The 22,066-nt window shown below is 46.1% G+C and carries 17 protein-coding genes; 8 read left to right on the top strand and 9 right to left on the bottom strand.

Annotated features, from left to right (window positions below):
• Window positions 1–128 precede the first annotated feature (128 nt).
• Window positions 129–341 (top strand): DUF1737 domain-containing protein, encoded by a 213-nt coding sequence (locus B9T34_RS10545; RefSeq protein WP_086213094.1) that lies wholly within the window; start codon window positions 129–131, stop codon window positions 339–341.
• A gap of 85 nt (window positions 342–426) precedes the next feature.
• Here the strand turns inward: B9T34_RS10545 and B9T34_RS10540 are convergent, their stop codons facing one another.
• Window positions 427–1,722 carry an MATE family efflux transporter gene (locus tag B9T34_RS10540; RefSeq protein ID WP_171265192.1) on the bottom strand — a complete coding sequence of 432 codons (1,296 nt, stop codon included), beginning with the start codon at window positions 1,720–1,722 and terminating at the stop codon, window positions 427–429.
• A gap of 98 nt (window positions 1,723–1,820) precedes the next feature.
• Window positions 1,821–2,282, bottom strand: coding sequence for a DMT family transporter (locus B9T34_RS10535; RefSeq protein WP_171265191.1), 462 nt, complete (start codon window positions 2,280–2,282; stop codon window positions 1,821–1,823).
• A 120-nt stretch (window positions 2,283–2,402) separates the two neighbouring features.
• On the opposite strand from B9T34_RS10535, the gene hemW reads away from it, so the two are divergent.
• A complete protein-coding gene (hemW, locus tag B9T34_RS10530; protein WP_086213091.1) occupies window positions 2,403–3,557 on the top strand; it encodes a radical SAM family heme chaperone HemW in 1,155 nt (384 codons plus the stop codon).
• A gap of 199 nt (window positions 3,558–3,756) precedes the next feature.
• Window positions 3,757–4,131, top strand: coding sequence for a hypothetical protein (locus B9T34_RS10525; protein ID WP_086213090.1), 375 nt, complete (start codon window positions 3,757–3,759; stop codon window positions 4,129–4,131).
• Window positions 4,132–4,237: 106 nt separating this feature from the next.
• Here the strand turns inward: B9T34_RS10525 and B9T34_RS10520 are convergent, their stop codons facing one another.
• The 3 genes from B9T34_RS10520 to B9T34_RS10510 form a co-directional block, all read right to left on the bottom strand.
• Window positions 4,238–5,413 carry a multidrug effflux MFS transporter gene (locus B9T34_RS10520; RefSeq protein ID WP_086213089.1) on the bottom strand — a complete coding sequence of 392 codons (1,176 nt, stop codon included), beginning with the start codon at window positions 5,411–5,413 and terminating at the stop codon, window positions 4,238–4,240.
• A gap of 186 nt (window positions 5,414–5,599) precedes the next feature.
• Window positions 5,600–6,646: an alpha/beta hydrolase gene (locus B9T34_RS10515; RefSeq protein WP_228147439.1), complete on the bottom strand. Its 1,047-nt coding sequence runs from the start codon at window positions 6,644–6,646 to the stop codon at window positions 5,600–5,602.
• A gap of 290 nt (window positions 6,647–6,936) precedes the next feature.
• The gene (locus tag B9T34_RS10510; RefSeq protein ID WP_086213087.1) at window positions 6,937–8,760 is read right to left on the bottom strand and encodes an acyl-CoA dehydrogenase C-terminal domain-containing protein; all 1,824 of its coding nucleotides are present in this window, start codon (window positions 8,758–8,760) and stop codon (window positions 6,937–6,939) included.
• A gap of 228 nt (window positions 8,761–8,988) precedes the next feature.
• Between B9T34_RS10510 and B9T34_RS10505 the strand changes: the two genes are divergently transcribed.
• On the top strand, window positions 8,989–11,469 hold the full coding sequence (locus tag B9T34_RS10505; RefSeq protein ID WP_086213086.1) for a hypothetical protein: 2,481 nt from the start codon (window positions 8,989–8,991) through the stop codon (window positions 11,467–11,469).
• Between the two features lie 68 nt (window positions 11,470–11,537).
• On the opposite strand, the gene aroE is transcribed toward B9T34_RS10505, so the two are convergent.
• The 3 genes from aroE to hemF form a co-directional block, all read right to left on the bottom strand.
• On the bottom strand, window positions 11,538–12,326 hold the full coding sequence (gene aroE, locus B9T34_RS10500) for a shikimate dehydrogenase (protein ID WP_086213085.1): 789 nt from the start codon (window positions 12,324–12,326) through the stop codon (window positions 11,538–11,540).
• Between the two features lie 107 nt (window positions 12,327–12,433).
• Window positions 12,434–12,640: a hypothetical protein gene (locus tag B9T34_RS10495; RefSeq protein WP_086213084.1), complete on the bottom strand. Its 207-nt coding sequence runs from the start codon at window positions 12,638–12,640 to the stop codon at window positions 12,434–12,436.
• A gap of 373 nt (window positions 12,641–13,013) precedes the next feature.
• Window positions 13,014–13,955: an oxygen-dependent coproporphyrinogen oxidase gene (gene hemF / locus B9T34_RS10490; RefSeq protein ID WP_086213083.1), complete on the bottom strand. Its 942-nt coding sequence runs from the start codon at window positions 13,953–13,955 to the stop codon at window positions 13,014–13,016.
• A 225-nt stretch (window positions 13,956–14,180) separates the two neighbouring features.
• On the opposite strand from hemF, the gene hemN reads away from it, so the two are divergent.
• Complete coding sequence (hemN, locus tag B9T34_RS10485; RefSeq protein ID WP_086213082.1) at window positions 14,181–15,551, top strand: oxygen-independent coproporphyrinogen III oxidase; 1,371 nt, start codon at window positions 14,181–14,183, stop codon at window positions 15,549–15,551.
• Between the two features lie 94 nt (window positions 15,552–15,645).
• On the opposite strand, the gene ribA is transcribed toward hemN, so the two are convergent.
• The gene (ribA, locus tag B9T34_RS10480) at window positions 15,646–16,248 is read right to left on the bottom strand and encodes a GTP cyclohydrolase II (protein WP_086213220.1); all 603 of its coding nucleotides are present in this window, start codon (window positions 16,246–16,248) and stop codon (window positions 15,646–15,648) included.
• A gap of 308 nt (window positions 16,249–16,556) precedes the next feature.
• On the opposite strand from ribA, the gene dxs reads away from it, so the two are divergent.
• The 3 genes from dxs (at window position 16,557) to B9T34_RS10465 (ending at window position 21,979) form a co-directional block, all read left to right on the top strand.
• The gene (gene dxs / locus B9T34_RS10475; protein ID WP_086213081.1) at window positions 16,557–18,464 is read left to right on the top strand and encodes a 1-deoxy-D-xylulose-5-phosphate synthase; all 1,908 of its coding nucleotides are present in this window, start codon (window positions 16,557–16,559) and stop codon (window positions 18,462–18,464) included.
• Window positions 18,465–18,580: 116 nt separating this feature from the next.
• Complete coding sequence (locus B9T34_RS10470; RefSeq protein WP_086213080.1) at window positions 18,581–19,411, top strand: inositol monophosphatase family protein; 831 nt, start codon at window positions 18,581–18,583, stop codon at window positions 19,409–19,411.
• 672 nt (window positions 19,412–20,083) lie between these two features.
• Entirely contained in the window at window positions 20,084–21,979 is a 1,896-nt protein-coding gene (locus B9T34_RS10465; RefSeq protein ID WP_086213079.1) for a DEAD/DEAH box helicase, read from the top strand.
• The last annotated feature ends 87 nt before the right edge of the window (window positions 21,980–22,066 follow it).

Here is a 22,066-nt window from a genome sequence, read left to right as displayed (position 1 = left end):
AATCTATGTTTCTATTTGGTTCTTTGTGCGCAGATTAAGTTTTTTCAGTTCTGTACTGCATATTTTTCATGATTTGATGTTGGATTCTGGCCTAAAATAAACATCAGCATGCAGCAAGTGAATGACAGATGAAAATCTATAAATATTTAACAGGGAAAGATGACGTGAATTTTTGCGCCAGAGTGACCAAAGCGCTCAATGAGGGTTATGAATTGTATGGTTCGCCCACCATGACTTTTAATGGTACGGATGTCATTGTGGGGCAGGTGATTACCAAAGAGGCTGCTGATGAATCAGAACTTCCGCAAGGACTAAAACAAGCGCTAGCACAGCTTCCTTAATCTGATTGAAACAGCTGAATAAACATCAGCTGCAATCTTGAAGTAAAAAAAGGGGGCTGAATATTCAGCCCCCTTCGGTTCAGCTTTATTGAAGGCTGAGGCGTTTATTCATCATAAATAGGCGGGTCAGCAGCAGTACACAAGCCACACTTAGTCCAACGATCAAGCCAACCCAGACACCTGCAGCGCCCATATCGGTATAGCGCGACAAATAAATCCCTACAGGGAAGGCAATCACCCAATAGGCCAGCATGGTAATCCACATTGGGCCTTTGGTGTCCTGCATGCCGCGCAGGCAGCCTGCCGCGCTGACTTGCCAAGCGTCCATCAGCTGGTAGCCAATGGCAAACAGCACCAAATACACCGCCACAACGGCAACATCATAGTCACCTGTATACAGTGAAACAATGTCATGGCGAAGCAGCCAGAGCAGGGTCATTGTTGCCAATGCCAGCACGGTTGCAGTCAGCAGGCCTAAATGCTGGACTTTACGCATTGCCGCCCAGTTTTGCTCGCCATAATAAGTCCCGACCCGAATGGTCAAAGCAATGGCTAAAGACATGGGGATCATAAACAGCTGAGAGGTAATTGAAATTGCAATTTGATGCGCAGCTACAGTAATCTCACCCAGCGGGCTGAGAATAATAGCAGCGGTGCTGAACACACTGACTTCAAAGAAAATAGCCAAGCCAATGGGTAGGCCCAATTTAAGAATACGCTTTACCCACACGCCATTAATACGCTCAAAGCTTTTAAGCGGCTGCGTCGCGGCATAGGCTGGGCTTTTTAAAATATAGAAAGCCAAAGCAAAGAACATGAGCCATTGCAGAATGGCAGTTGCAAAGCCGCAGCCCGCTGAGCCTAATTCTGGAATTGGACCTAAGCCGTACATAAAAATAAAATTCAGTGGAATCAGCGCCAGCAGTGCAATCAGACTGATAGCAGTGACGGGACGTGGATAACCCAAGGCTTCTGAATAACCTCGCAAAGCCGCATACATGGTGACTGCCGGCATGCCAAAACCGATGGCATGTAAAAACAGGCTGGCTTTGGGCAGCAAGGCTTCAGGCACGCCCAAGATGGGCAGCAGGAATGGCGCTATTTGTAAAATAAGGCAGGCAATAATGCCGAGAATTAAAGCCACCCACAGGGATTGGCGGGCAATGATTGCGATTTTTTCAGGGGTGCGCGCGCCATTGGCTTCGGCAACCAGCGGTGTGGTGGCAATCATGATGCCGCTGAACAGCAGCATAATAGGAATCCACAGCCCGACCCCGACAGCAATGGCTGCTAGATCATTGGCGGAGAGATGCCCTGCCATGATGGTGTCAATCAGGCCAAAACCCGCTTGGGCAAACTGAGTGACCAAGATAGGAATCATGAGGTGAAACAGCTTTTTTAATTCAAAAGAATTGCTTGCTGCAGTTGCTGCATTGGACACAAAAATTACTCATTTCATCATGTGCTTAGAATGATGGTTCAGCGTTGTAAAGTGAGAAGCACACCCGTAAAAATCACTACGCCGCCTAACAGGCGCTGCCAGTTGATGGAAGTTTTTTCGGTGCCGAGCAAGCCAAATTGGTCAATAATCATAGACATCACGATTTGCCCAAAAATAATCAGACCCGATAGGGTTAAAAAGCCCAGCTTTGGCGCTGTATAAATACTGAAGCTGATGGCATAGACGCCTAAAAACCCGCCAAGCCATAAAAACCACGGAATCTGTTTCAGCATTTCGAGGTTCGGCTTTTCTACAGGCTGAAAAAACACCAAGACAGCCAGCGCTATTGTACCAACCAAAAAGGATAAAAGGGCAGCTTGCAGCGGAGAATATAAATATTCACGTAATTGGCTATTGATTGCAGTTTGGAAGGTCATGGCGATTCCGATTCCCATTGCGAGCGGAAGCAGCATCAGCAGTTGCGTGCTTATCTTCATTATATCTGCGCTTTTTTTGTTCAATTTTTTTCAGTTTAGCGGATTGGGCTGCAGAATGCATTAGTCTGTGACGCAGTCATGTTAAAATGCAGGCTGACTATCTTTCTCTTTTGAGCGCTGTCCTTGTCTGAATTAAATCCTGCACTGGTTCCACTTTCCTTATACATTCATATGCCATGGTGCGTACGCAAATGCCCGTATTGCGATTTCAATTCGCATGCTGTGCCTGATGGAAAACTGTCATTGGATTTGGAACAGGAATATTTACAGGCGCTGGTCGAAGATTTTAAAACCCAGCTCGATTTCGCTCAAGGCCGCGCCATTCACAGTGTATTTATCGGTGGCGGCACACCATCGCTGATCTCTGCCAAAGGCTATCAATGGCTGTTTGCAGAGCTTAAAGCGCTGCTGCCGTTTGAGGCGGATTGTGAAATTACGCTGGAAGCCAATCCGGGCACAGTGGAGCATGATCCGTTTGCCGGCTATTTAGAGGCAGGGATTAACCGCCTGTCCATTGGTGTGCAGAGCTTCAATAGCGATCAGTTGAAAAAACTGGGCCGCATTCATTCCAATAATGATGCGATTTCTGCGATACAGCATGCGCGGGAAGCTGGTTTTGAGCGGGTGAATGTCGATTTGATGCACGGCTTGCCCGAGCAGACTTTAGAGCAGGCGCTGCTGGATTTAAAACTGGCGGTGGAAAATGGCGCGACGCATGTGTCTTGGTATCAGCTGACCATTGAACCGAACACGGTCTTTTTCCGCACCCAGCCTATTTTACCTGTAGATGATGTACTGGAAGAGATTCAGGAACAGGGCGAAGCGTATTTAACCGCGCAGGGTTTTGTTAATTATGAAGTATCGGCTTGGCGAAAAGAAAAGCCGTCGGCGCATAATTTGAATTACTGGCAGTTTGGCGATTACTTAGCGATTGGCGCGGGCGCGCATGGCAAAGTGACCCAGCCAGATGGTGTGTACCGTTTTCAAAAAACCCGCTTGCCTAAAGATTATTTGGCCAAAGTGCCAGCCGAGCATTTGCAATTCAAAAAAATTGAAGCCGCAGATATGCCTTTTGAATTTATGATGAATGCGCTGCGCCTGAATCATGGGGTAGACGCACACCTCTATGCAGAGCGTACCGGCCTAAGTTTGGATGCTTTAGAGGATCTATTGGCTTCGCTGCGTCAGCGTCAATTGATGGTAGACAATCCAAACCGTATTTCGTGTACAGCGCAGGGGCATATCTTTTTAAACTCGGTGCTGGAAGAGTTTTTATAAGATCCATCAGGCGCATCGCCTTAAGATTGCAATTCAATAGCATTAGCGCACTTTTAGGTGCGCTTATTTTTTTACGCTAAATTTTAATTTATTCAGCTGCTTAAAAAACAATATGGGCTGTTTGAGCATTAGGGATGGACTTTTTAAATCTATTAATTGATAATAATTATCAATTGCAATAACTATAAAGGTTGAAAAAATGACGCAGTCCACATTAGCGACAGAAGCGATTCGCGCATATTTCACTTTACAGTGCCGCTGGCTGAATAATGAAGAGGTCTATCTAGAAGAGGGATGTCAGCATTGCGGTTCGGCGGCGACGTATCTGATTTATTATACCAATGCGAAAATTCAAAAACTGCTGCTGGATTTTATTAGCCAGCACCGCTGCATTGAAAGTAAACGTATCGATTGGAGCGATTTGCCAGATTTTGAGCAGCGCTATAATGCGTTTTTACAAATACTCGAAAAAGAAGTGAATACCTACGCATGTGAAAATCAACAGCTGGCGTGTTCAAAGCCATTTGAAAGCGTTGCGTCTATTTTTGAAAACACAGCTGAAACAATGTGCTGAGGCGCAGGGATTTTAAAAAGTTTGTTTCATTCAATAAAAGACTGCGATTGCGGTCTTTTATTTTATTCGTTTGGTATGCGGTGAAAGCCCGTTTGTAGCACTTTACTTAATCAGGACGTTTAAGCGACCAAACGATTAAGGCAAGAATGGCTGGCAGCAGGATGCCTAAACTCATAGGCAACGCACTGCTTGAGCCGCCAACAGCCACACAGCCCGATACAATAAATGCAATACCAAATTGGAATACGCCAAATACAGCTGAACCAGCGCCAGCGCGCTCTGCAGCAGCGCCCATCGCTAGAGCGATTGCATTGGAAGACAGCAGGCTGACAAAACCGATGGTAAACCAGAGCGGAATGGTGAATATCCAAATATTTTCTGAGCCCGATACGGCAGCTGTGATGCAGGCCATGACCGCATAAATAGGCAGTCCAAGGCTTAAAATTTTTGCAGGGCGGTAATGATCCAGCAGTTTTTTATTGATACTGCCAAAAATAAACAGCGATAAGGCAATAACGGCAAAGGCTAAGCCATAATTAAGCGCATTTAAGCCATAAATGCCCTGAAATACGCCTGATGAACCCGTGATAAAAGCAAACATGCCTGCCTGCACAAAGCTTGCAGTCAGGACTGGAATAATAAAGCGTCGTTGACGGATTAGAAGGGATGCATTTTGCAGTGCTTCCTTAAACGGTTTTTGTGTTCTTTTTTCAGTGCTTAAAGTTTCTGGAATAAACACTTGTGACAGCAGTAACGCAATCAGGCCAATCACAGTCATTAAGCTAAAAATAGTCCGCCAGCCGAATCCTGCATAAATCAGGCTGCCAAGAGTAGGAGATATAATCGGGCCAATGGTCATCAGCATGACTAAAACCGTCATATTTTTGGCCGCTTCCTGACCTTCATACAAATCAGTCACAATGGCGCGGCTGATCACCATGCCAGCGCACGCGCCTAAAGCCTGTAAAAAACGTAAGGCATTAAAGGCATGAATATCATGAGTAAAAATTAAAACTATTGAGGTGATGACAAAGACCAAAGTTCCCAGCAACAGTGGAATTTTACGGCCGTAGCCATCAATTAACGGCCCCATAATCAGTTGACCAATGGCTAAACCTAAAAAGAAAATAGATAAAGACAATTCAGCAGAAGCGGCATTGGTATTTAAATCCGACGCAACTGCGCCCAATGCAGGCAAATACATATCAGTCGCCAAAGGCGGGAAAATTGAAAGCAGAGCGAGCACTGCAATAATGAGTGTACTTTGAGATTTTGAGACCATCTTGCCGGCTACCGTTTAAGCACTGGTGGGGAGAACATTGCGCTTTATGTGTCAATACACATGAAGAATGGATATATTTTAGCATAATTAAGAGCTATTAAGATATATCTTAATTAGTGTTTGCAGTATGGAGGAAGCCAATTTTCCAGCCCAAAGCTCCAGTTCAGGCGGGCATAGAATTAAAGATTATTTTTCAGCTGAATTGACACTGCTGCGGTAAAAGCTATCTATAGCATCAACCATTTGAGCCAGTCCGGGCAGTTCTAAAGGGTAATGACCCGCATTTTGCAGTATCACGGTTGTGACTGGCACATGCTGAATACGGTTTAAAAAAGGCGTACTTAAGGACAGCGGTGTCCAGCGGTCTTGTTCGGGCTGGGTGAGTAGGATAGGGCACACATTAAAATCGGCAGCCTCCAGCTCTGGTTGATAGTGCAGATAAGAATCTAAAAAGCTTAAGGACACTGAATTTCCCGCTGAACTTTTATCTTTTAAAAAGACTTTTAAAGCCTGCTTGTTGTTGACCAAGGTATTCATCTTGCTGGCCAAATGCATAGGGATGCGAATCGAAGCCAAAGGTGTTTTGGCAGCCAGATGTGTTACGGGCGTGCCAACACGGCTTATGAACAAGTTTCTGGCGACGATGTCTCTAACATTAGAATTGCGGGTGTCTAAAAAAGTCATACCGCTTATGGCCTTTACCTTTCGATTTTTGGCTGCAATATGATAGCTCAGCATGCCGCCTGCGCTTAGGCCATACAGTACAATGGGGCGTGTATCGCGCTGCAGTTCTTGGTCGATTAAATCGCTGCCCGCCTGTACCCAGTCTTCATAGCGGATCGGGCGGTCTTTGGCGATTTGCGTCAGGCCATAGCCCGGCAGATCCACAGCAATAGTTTCATATCCGCGGTCAGCCAAGGGTTTGCCTAAAATCATGGTCATTTGACGGCCATTGGTGCCTACGCCATGAAACAAAATGACTTTGATTTTCGCTTGCGGGTTGCGGTAAGTATCTAAATGCAGTTGGTGTCCACGCCATGGCATCCACTCTTCCTGCGGCAGCTGCTCAGGTGCAATATGAAACTCTGGCGGTAAATACTGTTCAATGTCCCGCCAAGCCTGCTGGTCTTGATAGCTGGTGATGATGTTTTTAGCTTTCACCGTTTTTGTCAGACTGATCAGCGCAACGACCGCAAAGAATATTGTGATGCCGAATTTATGTAAAAACCTCATTAGGCCGCTGACTGCGGATAGGTGTTGATTAAAACTCATTTCTGGCCTTTATTTTTTTTAGCAGAAGTGAATTTATATTAGGACGCGTCAACACAGCATACCATGATGCATACGGACAATTTTTTGAGTATTTTTGGTCAATGGGCTGCTGTAGGACCAAGTCTAAATTAAAATGTGATGGTGCAGTTTGGATAGGGTTAGGCTGTGGTCTTGTCAGTATGAAAGTTTGAATGTCATGTATGAATCAGACCAAAAAAGAGCGCCGAAGCGCTCTTTAATTTAATTCAAACTTAGTAATCAAAGCTGAAATGCTCAGGCGCCAAAGAGGTCATGGTCTTTGATGGATTGACCATAGCTTCCGCATGGCCTTGAGTGCGCGGCAGCATACGTTCAAAGTAGAAATCAGCCACTTTAATTTTTGCCTTGTAGAACTCTGGTGTTTCCTGACCTTCGCCGGCCGCCAATCTGGCAGAAGCTACAGCTGCTTGCTGCGCCCAGAAGTAAGCCATCATCACGTAGCCAGAGAACATTAAGAAATCGACAGAAGCAGAAGACACGATGTCACGGTCTTTACGTGCAGCCAGCATAATGCGGACAGTCAGTGCATTCCACTGTGCGCAAAGTTTTGTTAAATCCCATGCAAAACGGCGCATATATTTGTTGCGTGCATGCTGTCCGCAGAATTTTAAAATTTCTGCTGTGTAATCACGGATCACTTTGCCTTTAGAGCTGAGTAATACTTTACGGCCAATTAAATCCAGTGCTTGTACGCCTGTGGTGCCTTCGTACAGTGTAGAGATGCGAGAGTCACGAACAATTTGTTCCATACCCCATTCTTTAATGTAGCCGTGGCCGCCGTAAACCTGCATGCCGTGGTTGGCAGCTTCGTAGCCCAGCTCCGTTAAGAAGCCTTTCAGGATTGGGGTATAGAAGCCTAAGTGGTCATCGTGCGCTTCAAATGCAGCGGTATCGCCGCGGGTTAAAGCATCCGCCATTTTGTCGGCAATTTGCGCTGCATAATAAATCATTGAACGGCCGCCTTCAGCGATCGCTTTTTGAGTTAACAGCATGCGGCGTACGTCAGCATGGTGAATAATGGCATCTGCAACTTTATCTGGATCTTTTTTACCAGACAGCGCGCGCATAGACATGCGGTCTTTGGCATAAGGCAATGCGCCTTGGAATGCCAATTCAGCATGCGCGATTCCTTGAATTGCAGTACCAATACGCGCAGTGTTCATAAATGTGAACATCGCGTGCAGGCCTTTGTTCGGCTCGCCAATCAGGAAGCCTTTCGCACCGTCAAAGTTCAGCACTGCAGTTGCAGACGCGCGGATCCCCATTTTGTGTTCGATTGAACCGCAAGTCACTGGGTTGCGTTCGCCAATTGAACCGTCAGCATTGACATTGAATTTCGGAACGATAAACAATGAAATGCCTTTGGTGCCGGCAGGCGCATCTGGAAGGCGTGCAAGGACAATATGAATAATATTGTCTGTTAAGTCGTGCTCACCCGCAGAGATGAAGATTTTTGTGCCGCTGATTGCATATGTGCCGTCAACATTGGCTTCCGCTTTAGATTTGACTTGGCCTAAGTCTGTACCGCACTGAGGTTCAGTTAAGCACATGGTGCCAGACCACGTACCTGCAACCAGATTAGGCAAATACAGATTTTTTTGCTCATCTGTACCAAACTGCATGATGGTGTTAATACAGCCTACGCTGAGGCCCGGGTACATCTGGAATGACCAGTTTGCTGTACCCATCATTTCTGATTTAATCAGGTTCAGCGATTGCGGCAGGTTTTGACCGCCAAACTCTTCAGGGAAAGAAAGACCTTGCCAGCCGCCTTGCACGAACTGGTCATATGCTTCCTTAAAACCTTTTGGCGTTTTTACATCGCCATTGTCAAATTGGCAGCCTTCTTCATCGCCAGTTTGATTCAGCGGAGACAGAATATTTTCACAAAAATCCGCTGCGCCTTCCAAAATCATGTCGACAGTATCGGCGTCAGCAGCATCACCGTTTGATAAAGTTGCGTAATGCGCAGGGTAATCAAGCACTTCATTCATTAAAAAACGAATGTCGTGTAAAGGAGCTTTATAAGCAGGCATAGTGTTAATCCTAATTTAAAAATAGTTTTGGATTATTCGGGTCGATGATTTGATTATTCACAATAATGATCAAATTACATTGATAGCACAGCCTGAGAAAAATGTCAGAAATGCGAATTTGGAATTTAAAGCAATCTGATTTTTCATCATTATCTGATAAATTCAATGTAGGTCTTTAGATCAATTTTTACAATTAAACTATAAATAAACTGGGTGTTAAAACAAATTATGCGTCTGAAATATTTAACTCTTTGCCTGCTCGGTTTGAGCTTAAGCGCTTGCACACAACATGTCATAAAGTCCACTCCAGCCAGCAGCGAACAGCTGGGAGCATCGGCGGCCAATGGCATAAATGCCATACTGGAGACATCCAGCTATGATATGGCGGGTCAATTTTCGTTGCAGACCACACAGCATCAAAAAATGGAAGCGGATACACCAGCTAAAAAGCAGGCCGCGAAGAGCTTAAATGCGGATCAGAAAAAACAGATTGATCAGGCGCTGAAAGTCAGCAAAGTCCAGCTGAGCCAGAAAGAAAAAAATCAGCTGTATGATGCCGTGGCTATGGAGCTGGATCCTTATGGTTATTTTCTTGGAGCGCGTGAAAGTTCAAGCGCCAGTGCAGGAGAAAGCATTTTTGCTGTGCTGAATGATGTGCAGTTCAGTTATGACGGTTCGGTGAATTACCGCCAAAAATTGGCTGCCCTGAATTTTAATTTAAAATATTTGAAACCGACGCTGCAAGTGCAGGCGCAGCTGCCATTTATTGTCGATTTTAATGAATTGAAGCTGTATACCAATTATTTTGCGTTTATGCCTTTTTTAGTGAACCGTGAAAGCCAGTCTTCCTACGCTTATGTGGATTTGTCTAAATATAAAGATGAATTTAATCAGATTAATTTTAAAAACCTAGCCGTCTATTTAAAGCAAATGAATGCCGTGCCTTATGCATTGGCAGAAAGCAATCAGCTCAGTCTCTTGCCCTTGACGGCACAGGATCAGCAGCAGGGGCTGACGCGTAAAATCCGTTATCAGGGCACATTGCAGAATGTATTCTTGCAAATGGGCCTGTTTGATGTGGTAAACGAACCCTATTATACGGAGCAAGTGAAAGGTCAGAAATTCAGCCAGCAGGATGCAGGCGCAGTTCAGGCGGAATATGCAGAAGAAGCTCCAGCGCCTGCCAGTGAAGATGCTGACGTCGAAACCGGATCTGCCGAGGAGCAGCTGGAGATTGCAGCCTATAAGTCTGCAGCGCGTGTAGATGAGCTGGTGCAAATGAAAGCGCACGCAGATATGTACCACAGTGACGAGCAGGAAGCAGAGGCTGAGGACGTAGTAGAAGCTGAAGATGCAGGCGAGGGATATACCGCAGCCGATGCCGCTGCTGCAGCTGCTTGCGCAGCAGATGAATGCGATGCTTACAGCAGTTCTGAGTCTAAAAACGGTCCCGTGGATGCTGCAGCTGAAGCAGAAGAAACTGATCAGGAAGCTGGCGGGATTTCTGATGTAGCCTGCAAGGCTTTGGTAAACGCGGCTAAAGTGCCGGCAGGATACTTTACGCTTTGCCGTGAGTGGTATGGGATTGACCTATTTAAAAAGCCAGCTGCGGCTGAAGGTGATGCATTACGTGAAGGCGCTGTTGCAGATGCGGCGCAATTGTCCGCTTTTGAACAGCTGAAGCCATTGTTTTTGGCAGCGCAGTCACAGCAATTGACGGATGCTCAGGGCTTTAAAGAGCTGTGGCAGAAGCATCAGGCAGAAATTCAGCTAGCGCTGAAAAAGGATCAGGAATATAGCATTCCACTGACTATCGATGTCGGCCTAGATCAGGCCGGACGTTTATTGAGTCTCGATTATGCTGTAGTGAAACAGGATGATCGATTTGGCGAATTCCGTTTCAGCAGCACCAACCAAATCAGTAATTATGGGCATGCCAAAGCCATTGACCGCCAGCTGATGAAAAATGCTAAATCAATTGAAGAGGCCTCTAAAGGTTCATTGCTAGAACGCCTGTCTAAAGATCTGCTGGGGACGTTAGGTGCAAGTTCATCTGCTGATGCCGCGGTTGAAACTGTGCAGAAAATGCAGGAGCAGAAAACAGCGGATGAGCTATTAAGTCAAATCGCACTGGACACGTATCAGAAAACGGATTCTTGGCTCAAAACTTATCAAGCTGTGTTTGGTCTATATGCAGTTGTTAAACAAACAGAGCTGGGCAAGCACTATACGGCAGCTGAATTGAATGAAATTGCAGAATTGTCTGCCTATCATTTTAATGAAGACTTGAGCAAGCCGAAGGGCGCTGCCTTGGTGCGTTTAAATCAGCTGGCGGATAAGCATCAGCTGAAAAATAGTGACAGTTTTGCGTCTATGGGCTATGCGGTAAAGCAGATTGTTGATGACGCAACGGAAGACTATTTAGAGCAGCGTGATTGGACCAAGCACATTAAACAGCATAAAACCCGTCAGGCGGTATTTGCTGTGTATTATGCAGAGCGTTTTGCTGATGAATATGAGCTCAGCGCTGAGCAGAAACAGCAGCTGCCGAAAGCTGCACAGATTGTGGCGCAGGCATTTACAGATGATCTAAATAATAAATTATCTGAGCAGTCTCTGCGTAATCTGAGTGCAGATGATACGGAGTTATTTGATCAGTCTATTTACCGTATTGTGTATCGCGATGTGCTGACACATATGCCGAAATAACTGGGCATGGTTTCAATATTTTGAAATAAAAAAGAACCTTCTCGGAGGTTCTTTTTTTATGGCTAGACTTAAAGGAACTCTTTTAAATTGGGTTTGACACCATTCCAGATTCGGAAAGATTCAATGGCTTGACCAACCAGCATGCCAAAGCCTTCTGAGGTCGGTACAGCACGCGCTTTGGCTTGATCTAAAAAGCTGGAAGGTTTGCCATAAGCCATTTCATAGGCCTGTTTAAACTGTAAGGCAATAGGCAGTTCTAGTGCATCTCCGCTTAAGCTGGCAGATGTGGCATTAATGACAATGTCAAAATTGCCTTGCAGCTCATTAAGCCCAATAGCGCTAAGTTCTGCCTCTGGAACAGCATCTTTTAAATCTGCAACCAGCTGTTCAGCACGGGCAAGGGTACGGTTGGCAATCACAATTTTTTTTGCGCCCGCTTTGACTAGTGGATAAATCACACCGCGGGTCGCACCGCCAGCGCCAATAATCAAAATATCGGTTTGACTGAGATTCCAGTCCAGCGCTTGAATGGCTTCGACCAGACCTTGCCCATCAGTATTGTCGCCATGCAGCTGTCCATCCTGCATCCACAGGGTATTTACAGCTTTGGCAATTTTAGCCCGTTCTGTCAGTACCGCACAGGCAGCAAACGCTTGTTCTTTGAAGGGAACTGTGACATTCATGCCTGAGCCGCCTTGGGCAAAGAATTCCTGCATGCTGGCATCAAAGCCATCGATGGGCGCTAAGCGTTTGCTGTAGTTCAAATCAATGCCGGTTTTGGCTGCAAAAGCGTGGTGCAGTTCAGGAGAGCGGGATTGTTCAATGGGGTTGCCTATTACGGCAAATTGCTTGCTCATCGCACAAGTTCCATGTGGAGAAATGTGCATCAATATACGGCAAATTGCGGGTGCTCTAAAGCGCTAATCTAAAATTAAGGCGGGGAATTTTTGAGTTTGAGCTGCGATTAGGGATTGCATACAGCCAGTACGGCATCCACCATGAGCAGTGCGGTGCTGATGACAATACCTGCGCAAGCCAGCACCATCATGCTGAACGCAAAATTATCATTAAATGCGGTTTCTGAAAAAACTGCTGTGCTGATTGCACCCAGTAAAGTAGCGGCGAAGCTCCAAAATAGCAGTGCTGTCAGGCTAATTTTTTGAGTATTCATGGGCTTGCACCTCATTGGCTTTCAAGAGGGAATTTGCAGAGTGCAGATGTTCTTTCTGCGGCTGTAATGATCTTACACGACCCATGGCGTAAAGGGTAAATTTCTTGAAAAATTAATAAGCTATCAAGTCATATAAATGTCAGGAGACGTTAAGTTTTGCAAATGGATTTCTCAATCATTGATTAAAATGTGACGCTATGCAATAGGCGCTAAAGTGCTGGATCAATTGAAAAATTAAATTGCTTGATGGATGAGGCCGGAGAGTCTGATGTCAATTTTTAGTCACATAACATTAAAGCTTCTCGCAAAATAAAAGCCTCCAGAAGAAGGCTTTTTAAATATAGAGAACATAATCCCAAAATGAATTGACGGCTTATTTTAGTTCCTTCAGCCAATCCAGCGGTTTGAGATAATAATCAGTCAGTTTTTTCTCTGCCGATTGCGCATCCCACTCAGGACGGTAAGACCAGCCCGCCAGCGGCGGCATACTGACTAAAATGGATTCAATGCGTCCGCCTGTTTGCAGGCCGAATAAGGTGCCGCGGTCATACACTAAATTGTATTCGACATAGCGGCCGCGGCGGTACAGCTGGAAGTCACGCTGTGCTTCGCTGTATGGCTTGTCCTGATTGCGCTGGAAAATAGGCAATATAGCCTCTAAATAACCATTGCCTACCGCCTGCATATATTTAAAGCAGGTTTCAAAATCCCACTGATTCAAATCATCAAAAAATAAGCCGCCAATGCCGCGCTGCTCATCGCGGTGCTTTAAATAAAAGTAGTCATCACACCATTTTTTATGTTCTGCATAGACTTCATGGCCAAACGGGGCACAGAGATCATGCGCCGTTTGATGCCATGAAAGCACATCTTCATCATTCGGGTAAAAAGGCGTTAAATCGAAACCGCCGCCAAACCACCAGATTGGGTCTTGGCCTTCTTTTTCTGCCACAAATAAACGCACATTGGCATGTGAGGTGGGTACATTCGGATTTTTCGGATGAATGACCAGTGATACACCCATAGCCTGCGCTTTAGCGCCGGCAATATTCGGGTGGCGCGCTGTGGCCGAGGCTGGTAATTTTGAAATGTTGATGTGCGAAAACATCACGCCGCCTTTTTCAATCACTGTGCCGTTTTGCAGCACACGTGAACGTCCGCCGCCGCCTTCCGGGCGCTCCCAGTCATCAATGATAAATTCGGCTGTGCCGCCGCCTGCACGTTCCTGCTGTTCCAGCGCGGCGCAAATACGGGCCTGCAAATCTGTGAGAAAGTCGTGAACGCGCTGAATATCAGCTGAAGTCGGGTGCTGCATTTGAACCTGCAAAAAAGAAAAATCAAAACTGTGTCCATCAAAGCATAGATTTTGTAAAAACTTAAGGGATTTTTCCCGATCGCCATCATTGGCTTTTTTATGCGGCCTGTATCAATTGGGAAGCAACTTTGGAAGTATCCCGACCAAAAGGCTAGGTTGAATTCAAAATTGAAGCTCCGCAAAATAGCAGGCAATTGATCATTTAATGCAGATGGGGCAGTGCGTATGCAGCAGGCAAAATCGCTTATTCAAAAGTACAATGTGCCGGGACCGCGCTATACCAGTTATCCGACTGTGCCGTATTGGGACGAACAATCCTTTTCTTTGGATATTTGGAAGCAGACGCTGAAACGCTCTTTTAATGAATCTAACCGCAGTGAAGGCATTAGTCTGTATATTCATCTGCCATTTTGTGAAAGCCTCTGCACCTTTTGCGGCTGCCATAAAAAAGTCACCAAAAAGCATGACATGGAGCAGCCCTATATTCAGGCCGTGTTAAAAGAATGGCAGCTGTATTGTGAGCTACTGCAAGACACGCCGGTGATTAAAGAAATTCATCTGGGCGGCGGCACGCCAACCTTTTTTGCACCAGAGCACTTAACCCAGCTGATTCAAGGCATTCTGAGCAAAGCCGAAGTTGCGCCGCAGCATGAATTTAGTTTTGAGGGGCATCCCAATAATACCAGCCGTGAGCATTTGCAGGCGCTGTACGACTTGGGTTTCCGCCGTGTCAGTTATGGGGTGCAGGACTACAATGAAACGGTGCAAAAAGCCATTCACCGCATTCAGCCTTATGACAATGTAGAGCGCGTAACGCAGTGGGCGCGCGAAATTGGCTATACCTCTATTTCGCATGATTTAGTCTTTGGCTTGCCATTTCAAAGCTTGCAGGATGTGCTGCACACCATTGATCAGACCAAGCGTCTGATGCCAGACCGCTTGGCCTTTTACAGCTATGCACATGTGCCGTGGATCAAAGGCAATGGCCAGCGCGGCTTTAAAGATGCCGATGTGCCTAAAGATGAAATGAAACGCCAATGCTATGAAGAGGGCAAAGCGCAGCTGCTGGCGCATGGCTACCATGAAATTGGGATGGATCATTTTGCGCTGCCATCCGACGAAATGGCCAAAGCCTTTGCAGAGGGCAGCCTGCACCGCAACTTTATGGGTTATACCGCCTCAAAAACTCAAGTAATGATTGGGCTGGGCATGTCATCCATCAGCGACAGCTGGTACAGTTTTGCACAAAATGAAAAGAAATTAGAAGATTATTATGTGCGTTTGGAGCAGAACGAAATCCCGGTCTACCGCGGGCATGTGTTGTCTGCAGAAGACTTGGTGATCCGTAAGCATATTTTAAATTTGATGTGCAGCTTTCAAACGTCATGGCATGAGCCATCGCAGGCTTTCCCTGAATTAGGGCAAGTGCTGGAACAGCTGGCAGAGATGCAGCAGGATGGTTTGCTGCAGATTCATGAGAAAAATATTCAGGTGACTGAACAGGGCAAACCGTTTGTACGCAATACCTGCATGGCGTTTGACTTGCATTTAAAACGTAAAATGCCGCAGAGCCGGATTTTTTCTATGACGATTTGAATCTCCCCGAACCCCTCTTTATCAAAGAGGGGAAAAGCCTCCCTTTGTAAAGGGAGGTTTGGAGGGATTAATTTATGGAGAATTTCGAGGACTTTTAAAAATCATCCTTATCATACATATGCGACATGCGCTCATGTTTGGTTTTTAAATAGGCTTCATTGAATGGATTTAGACCAACGGTCAAGGCAACGCGATCTACAACATTTACACCCAGATCAGTCAGCGCTTTAATCTTTAGGGGATTGTTGGTAATCAGGCGAACGTCTTTAATGTGCAAATGATCCAGCATGATATTGCACATATCATAGCGGCGCGCATCAGCTGGCAGGTTCAGCATTAAGTTGGCGTCCACGGTATCATGGCCCTGATCCTGCAAAGCATAAGCGCGGATTTTATTGGTTAAACCAATGCCTCGGCCTTCTTGGCGCAGGTATAAAATTACGCCTTGTCCTGCTTCATTAATCAGTTTTTGCGTGGCCTGCAATTGCGGACCGCAGTCGCATTTTAATGATGCAAAGGCATCGCCAGTCAAGCATTCCGAGTGAATGCGGACCAAGACAGGGCCTTCTGGGGCTTTTTCCAGACCTTTAGAGAGTGCCACATGTTCTTCGCCAGTTTCAGGATCTTGGAATACTGTAATGTTAAATTCGCCAAATGCAGTAGGTAATCTCGATGTTGCGACAAACTCTATAGGCACTGTTAAACCCGTTTCTTCGTTCATAAATTGACTAAAGTATAGCGTAATGCTTGGACATTGGTAGAATAGCAACGATGAATTTATGCAGAACATTTTCTTTTTTGTATAAAGCGAACGATAATAGTTGATAAATAGTCAGATTATTCAGGATAATCTGCAACACTCTACAAACACCCAGTTTTGACTGCTGTTCAAAATTGCAACGCTAGAAATATGGCTGATTGCAGGTGATACAATCCGACAGTATGATCGGATATCCATTTGACCTAGCTTAGGAATTGCCAGGCTTTAGAAGGCTTTGCCATATTATGCTGTATACAGAAATACCGTCTCATCGTCCGAATACACCGCTGCTGGATACGATTGATCATCCGCAGCAGCTCCGTTTGCTTGAGCGCAGCCAGCTTGAGCAGGTGGCGGATGAACTGCGTCAATTCATTTTGTATGCAGCTGGACAAAGCGGCGGGCACTTTGGCGCCAACCTTGGCGTGATTGAGCTGACCGTCGCTTTGCACTATAGCTTTAATACCCCGCATGACCGATTAATTTGGGATGTGGGTCATCAGGCTTATCCGCATAAAGCGCTGACTGGGCGCCGTGAACAGCTGGTAACCATCCGCTCTAAAGATGGTTTAGCTGCATTCCCAGCACGTGAAGAATCAGAATTTGACACTTTTGGTGTTGGCCATTCGTCGACTGCTATTTCTGCTGGTCTAGGCATGTCTCTTGCGCGCCGTTATCAAAAAGACCCATGCGATGTAGTTGCGATTGTCGGTGACGGCGCAATGACCGCAGGCATGGCTTTTGAGGCGATGAACGATGCTGTTGCGCACAATGCAGACTTGATGGTGGTGCTGAACGACAATGATATGTCGATTTCATGCAGCACTGGCGGTTTTGCGAAGCACTTGGCTGCGCTGTGGGAGCGCGGTGAATCGATTAATATCTCTGAAGATGGTGAAGCTTTTGTTCAGCCTTATCCGGAGTGGAATTATAATTCCCGCCTGCACAGTTCTGCGACTGATGCGGCAGATAACTTATTTAAAGCAGTGGGCTTTGATTATTTCGGGCCATTTGACGGTCACGATGTACGCCAGCTGACACAAGTTTTTGAGGCGCTGAAAAAGCGTTCAGGCCCGCGTTTAATTCATATTTATACCAAAAAAGGCAAAGGCTTTGCGCCAGCCGAAGCAGATCAAATCAAATATCACGCCATCAGCAAAATCAATGCGCCTGCAGCAGTCAATACTGCGCCTAAATATTCAGATGTATTTGGTCAGTGGCTATGTGATGAAGCGGCGCAAGACGAGCGTTTAATTGCGATTACCCCGGCCATGTGCGAAGGCTCAGGCATGGTAAAGTTTGCTCAGCAATTCCCTGAACGCTATTTTGATGTGGCGATTGCAGAACAGCATGCGGTGACTTTGGCAGCGGGGATGGCATGTGAAGGTCTAAAACCTGTTGTTGCGATTTATTCAACCTTCCTGCAGCGCGGCTATGATCAGCTTGTGCATGATGTCGCTTTGCAGAATCTGGATGTCACTTTCGGTATTGACCGTGCTGGACTGGTCGGTGAAGACGGGCCAACGCATGCTGGCGCTTATGATTATGCTTACATGCGCACGATTCCCAATATTGTGATTATGGCGCCAAAAGACGAGAATGAATGCCGCCAAATGCTGCATACCGCATATTTGCATAAGGGGCCAGCAGCTGTGCGCTATCCGCGAGGCAATGGCTTAGGTGTGATAATCCAAAACCAAATGACAGCGATGGAAATTGGTAAAGCGGAAACCATTGCTGTATTCAATGAACAGCATGATGAATATGTATCTGTGTTGGCCTTTGGCAGCCGTGTTCAAGCATCGCTGCAGGCGGCTGAAGCCTTTGCGGCTCAGCATGATGTAGCGGTGCGCGTGGTAAATATGCGCTACGTCAAACCCTTGGATGAGCAGTTGATTGAATCGATTGCGGACAGCACTGTGCTATTTATTACTGTAGAAGAACATGCAGTGATGGGCGGCGCGGGCAGTGCGGTGAATGAATATTTAGCCAAAGCGCAAATTGTGAAGCCAATGTGCAATTTAGGCTTGAACGATGAGTTCCTGCATCAGGCGACGCATGGACAGATGCTGCAGCAAGCAGGATTGGATGCTAAAGGCATTGAAAATTCAATCGAACAGGCTTGGCAAAAGGCGCTGCACATCGCGCGCTAAGCTGGCCATAAATTTTAGAAACATTTTTTTCCCTAAAAGCCCAGATATTTGCTAAAATATCTGGGCTTTTATGCATTATTCTTTATCAGTGTCTTCAAATTTGTAGTGGGTGTTCAATGGAACCTATGGTGGTGATGGCTGCGCGTGCGGCTCAATTAGTTGGTCAAGAGCTTTTAAAAGCGCATCAAAATCGTCATAAACTCGATCTGCAAGTCGAAGAAAAAGGTATCGATGGCCCAGTCACTCGTGTAGACCGCTACATTGAGCAGCTGACAATCGATACACTGCGCAAAAGCTATAAAAACCACAGCTTCCTAGGCGAAGAGTTTGGTTTTCAAGAAGGCAAAGGTCATGATGCAGATTGGTGCTGGGTGATCGATCCGCTTGATGGCACACTGAACTTTATTAATGGTTTCCCTCATTTCTGCGTATCTATTGCTGTACAGCACAAAGGTGTAACACAGCACGGTGTCATTTATGACCCTGTAAAAGATGAATTATTCTCTGCAAGCCGCGGCCGCGGTGCAATGTTGAACCAGCGCCGTATTCGTGTGAATGTTAAAGACAGCTTAGACAATACCTTTATGGGTGTAGGCCATGCGTTCCGTAAAGTGCGCAATGGTGAAGTTGTCTCTTATGCAAAAAATCATTTTAATTCATTGCTGAATGTTACTGAAGCAGGCGCGCAATACCGCCGTTCAGGTTCTGCAGCGCTGGATTTGGCTTATGTTGCAGCGGGCCGTTTAGATGGCTACTTTGAACTTGGCTTAAAGCCTTGGGATATCGCAGCGGGCGAATTAATCGTGAAAGAAGCGGGCGGTACAGTGGTTGATGCGCGCGGCGGTTCAGATTCTATGGAAAACGGTCAAGTGATCGCTTGTTCTATGAAAATGCTGAAACCGTTAATGCAAGCAGTTGTACCTGCTTGGGGCGAAGCGGCTAAATAAGCCTTTGCCTGCGACGCAGTTCGAGTTTATAAGGAACCCTCATTATTGAGGGTTTTTTATGCTATTGAACATAATTATTGTATAGGCGGAGTGTATTAACTCGAATCCTAATTCAGGACCAGCAGGGGTTTTAATTGACGCAGTCAGTCATTTATATGATCTGGATGCAGCGTGATCATTCATTTAGCAGCCTGCGCTAAAAGTATTGCTGGCTCAAATGTTATTTTCTATATGGCTATGCGATGTCGGGACGGATGCTTCTTGAGGATAATAAAAAATAATGGAATTATAAAATAATGAGGTCTTTTAGCTATTTATCATGCAATCGCACGCCTGTTTAGGATAGAAACAGGAAAAAACAATAAAACTTCGTGACATTATTAAATATCCTGCTATAATCCGCCCACGCACTTAATTCGTTCATTACCTGAACATTCTCTTCTATATTGTGTATGCGCGTCCGGTCCAAAGAGAGGACAATTTTTCGCGCCCCACCCAATCGCTTAAGCGATTCCTTCAGGTTGCGGCTGTAATCATGTGTGCGTTATACGCATCGTCGTTCTCGGATCGCCGCTGACTCTATATTTTCAGCGTTTATTGCTGTGCCGCTTTTTGCCGATGTCCATCAGACCATATATTTAATGGAGCACCCACATTAGGGTGAATATCTCTATGAGCAAAACTTTTGCTGATTTTTCTTTAGACCTGTCTCTTCAACAAGCACTTGAGACGCTAGGTTTTACCGCTCCCACTCCTGTTCAAGAGCAGTCAATTCCTGCTGCTTTAGAAGGTAAAGACCTTCTTGTATCAAGCCAAACAGGTTCTGGTAAAACAGCTGCTTTCTTACTTCCAACTTTAAACGGTTTAGCTGGCCAAGAAACTTTGGTTTCATTTAAAGACCGTATGAAAGCAGTAACTCAACCGAATATTCTTGTTATTTCTCCTACTCGTGAACTTGCACAGCAAGTATGTCAAGATGCAATCGCTCTTGTACGTCACATGAAAGGTGTTCGTGTTGCTGCAATCATGGGCGGTATGCCTTTTGGTAAGCAAATCCAACAATTAAAAGGCGCGCAAGTTGTTGTTGCGACTCCAGGCCGTTTACTTGACCTTGTAAACCGCCGTCAAATCAAGCTAGACAATGTTGATGCTTTGATCGTGGATGAAGCTGACCGCATGCTTGACCTAGGTTTCTCTGAAGACCTTGAAGCAATCAGCGATTTGGCTGCAAACCGCAAGCAAACTTTAATGTTCTCTGCAACTTTTGCGCCGCGTATTATTAATCTTGCTGAACGCATGATGAATGATCCAGAACGTATTGCGATCGAAACTGGTCATTCTACAAATACTGATATTACGCAAACTTTGCATTGGACTGATGGTTTCGAGCACAAGAAAAAATTGCTGACGCATTGGTTGAATGAAGAAGACGTAGATCAAGCAGTTGTATTCGCTTCAACTCAAGAAGATACAGACATGCTGGCTGAAGAGCTTGCAGAAGCTGGTCTTTCTGTTGTAGCGCTTCACGGTGCTATGCCGCAAACTGTACGTAACCGCCGTTTACGCAGCATCCGTGAAGGCCGCGCAAAAATCCTTGTTGCTACTGACGTAGCTGCACGTGGTCTTGACGTACCAACGATCTCTCACGTAATTAACTTCGGCCTTCCAATGAAGAACGAAGACTACGTACACCGTATTGGCCGTACTGGCCGTGCTGGCCGTACTGGTAAAGCAATCACTTTAGCGACTTACCGTGAACGCGGTAAAATCCGTGCGCTAGAAGATTACCTAGATGCTCGTTTAGAAGTATCTGAAATTGAAGGCCTTGAGCCATCTCCACCTCCTGCACGCGGTAGTCGTGATGGCGGCGGTCGCGGTCGTGATGGCGGTGGTCGTGGTCGTAACGGCGGTGGTCGTGATGGCGGTCGTGGCGGTTTTGGCGGCGGTCGTCGTTTTGAAGGTGAATCAAACTTCAAACGCCGTGAAGGCGGTGATGATCGTCCACGTCGCAGCTACGATGATAAACCTCGTGGTGATCGTCCATCATTTGGTGGTGGCGAAGATCGTCCGCGCCGCGAATTTAATTCAGATCGTCCGCGCCGTGAAGGCGGTTTCGGTGACCGTCCGCAACGCTCTTTCGATGACCGTCCAAAGCGTGATTTTGGCGACCGTCCAGCTCCGCGCCGTGAAGGCGGTTTTGGTGACCGTCCGCAGCGTTCTTTCGATGACCGTCCAAAGCGTGATTTCGGTGACCGTCCAGCGCCGCGCCGTGAAGGTGGGTTCAACGATAAACCGCGTTTTAATTCGAATGATGACAACCGTGGCAACAGCGTAGATTACAAACCGCGCCGTGAAGGCAGCTTCGGCGACCGTCCAAAGCGTGATTTTGGCGACCGTCCAGCTCCGCGCCGTGAAGGCGGTTTCGGTGACCGTCCGCAGCGTTCTTTTGATGATCGTCCAAAACGTACTTTTGGCGGTGAAGATCGTCCGAAGCGTACTTTTGGCGGCGAAGACCGTCCAAAGCGTGAATTCAATGCGGACCGTCCGCGCCGTAAATTTAATGACTAAGTCTAGAATTTAGCTTTAAAGTAAAAAAGCCAGTGGAAACACTGGCTTTTTTTATTGCACACTTTATAGAATAAAATGTATACTGGT

The sequence above is a fragment of the Acinetobacter sp. ANC 3813 genome (genome assembly GCF_002135435.1).
GTDB lineage: Bacteria > Pseudomonadota > Gammaproteobacteria > Pseudomonadales > Moraxellaceae > Acinetobacter.
Note: the sequence above shows the minus strand (reverse complement) of the source record. Positions and strands in the feature narration are given on the sequence as shown.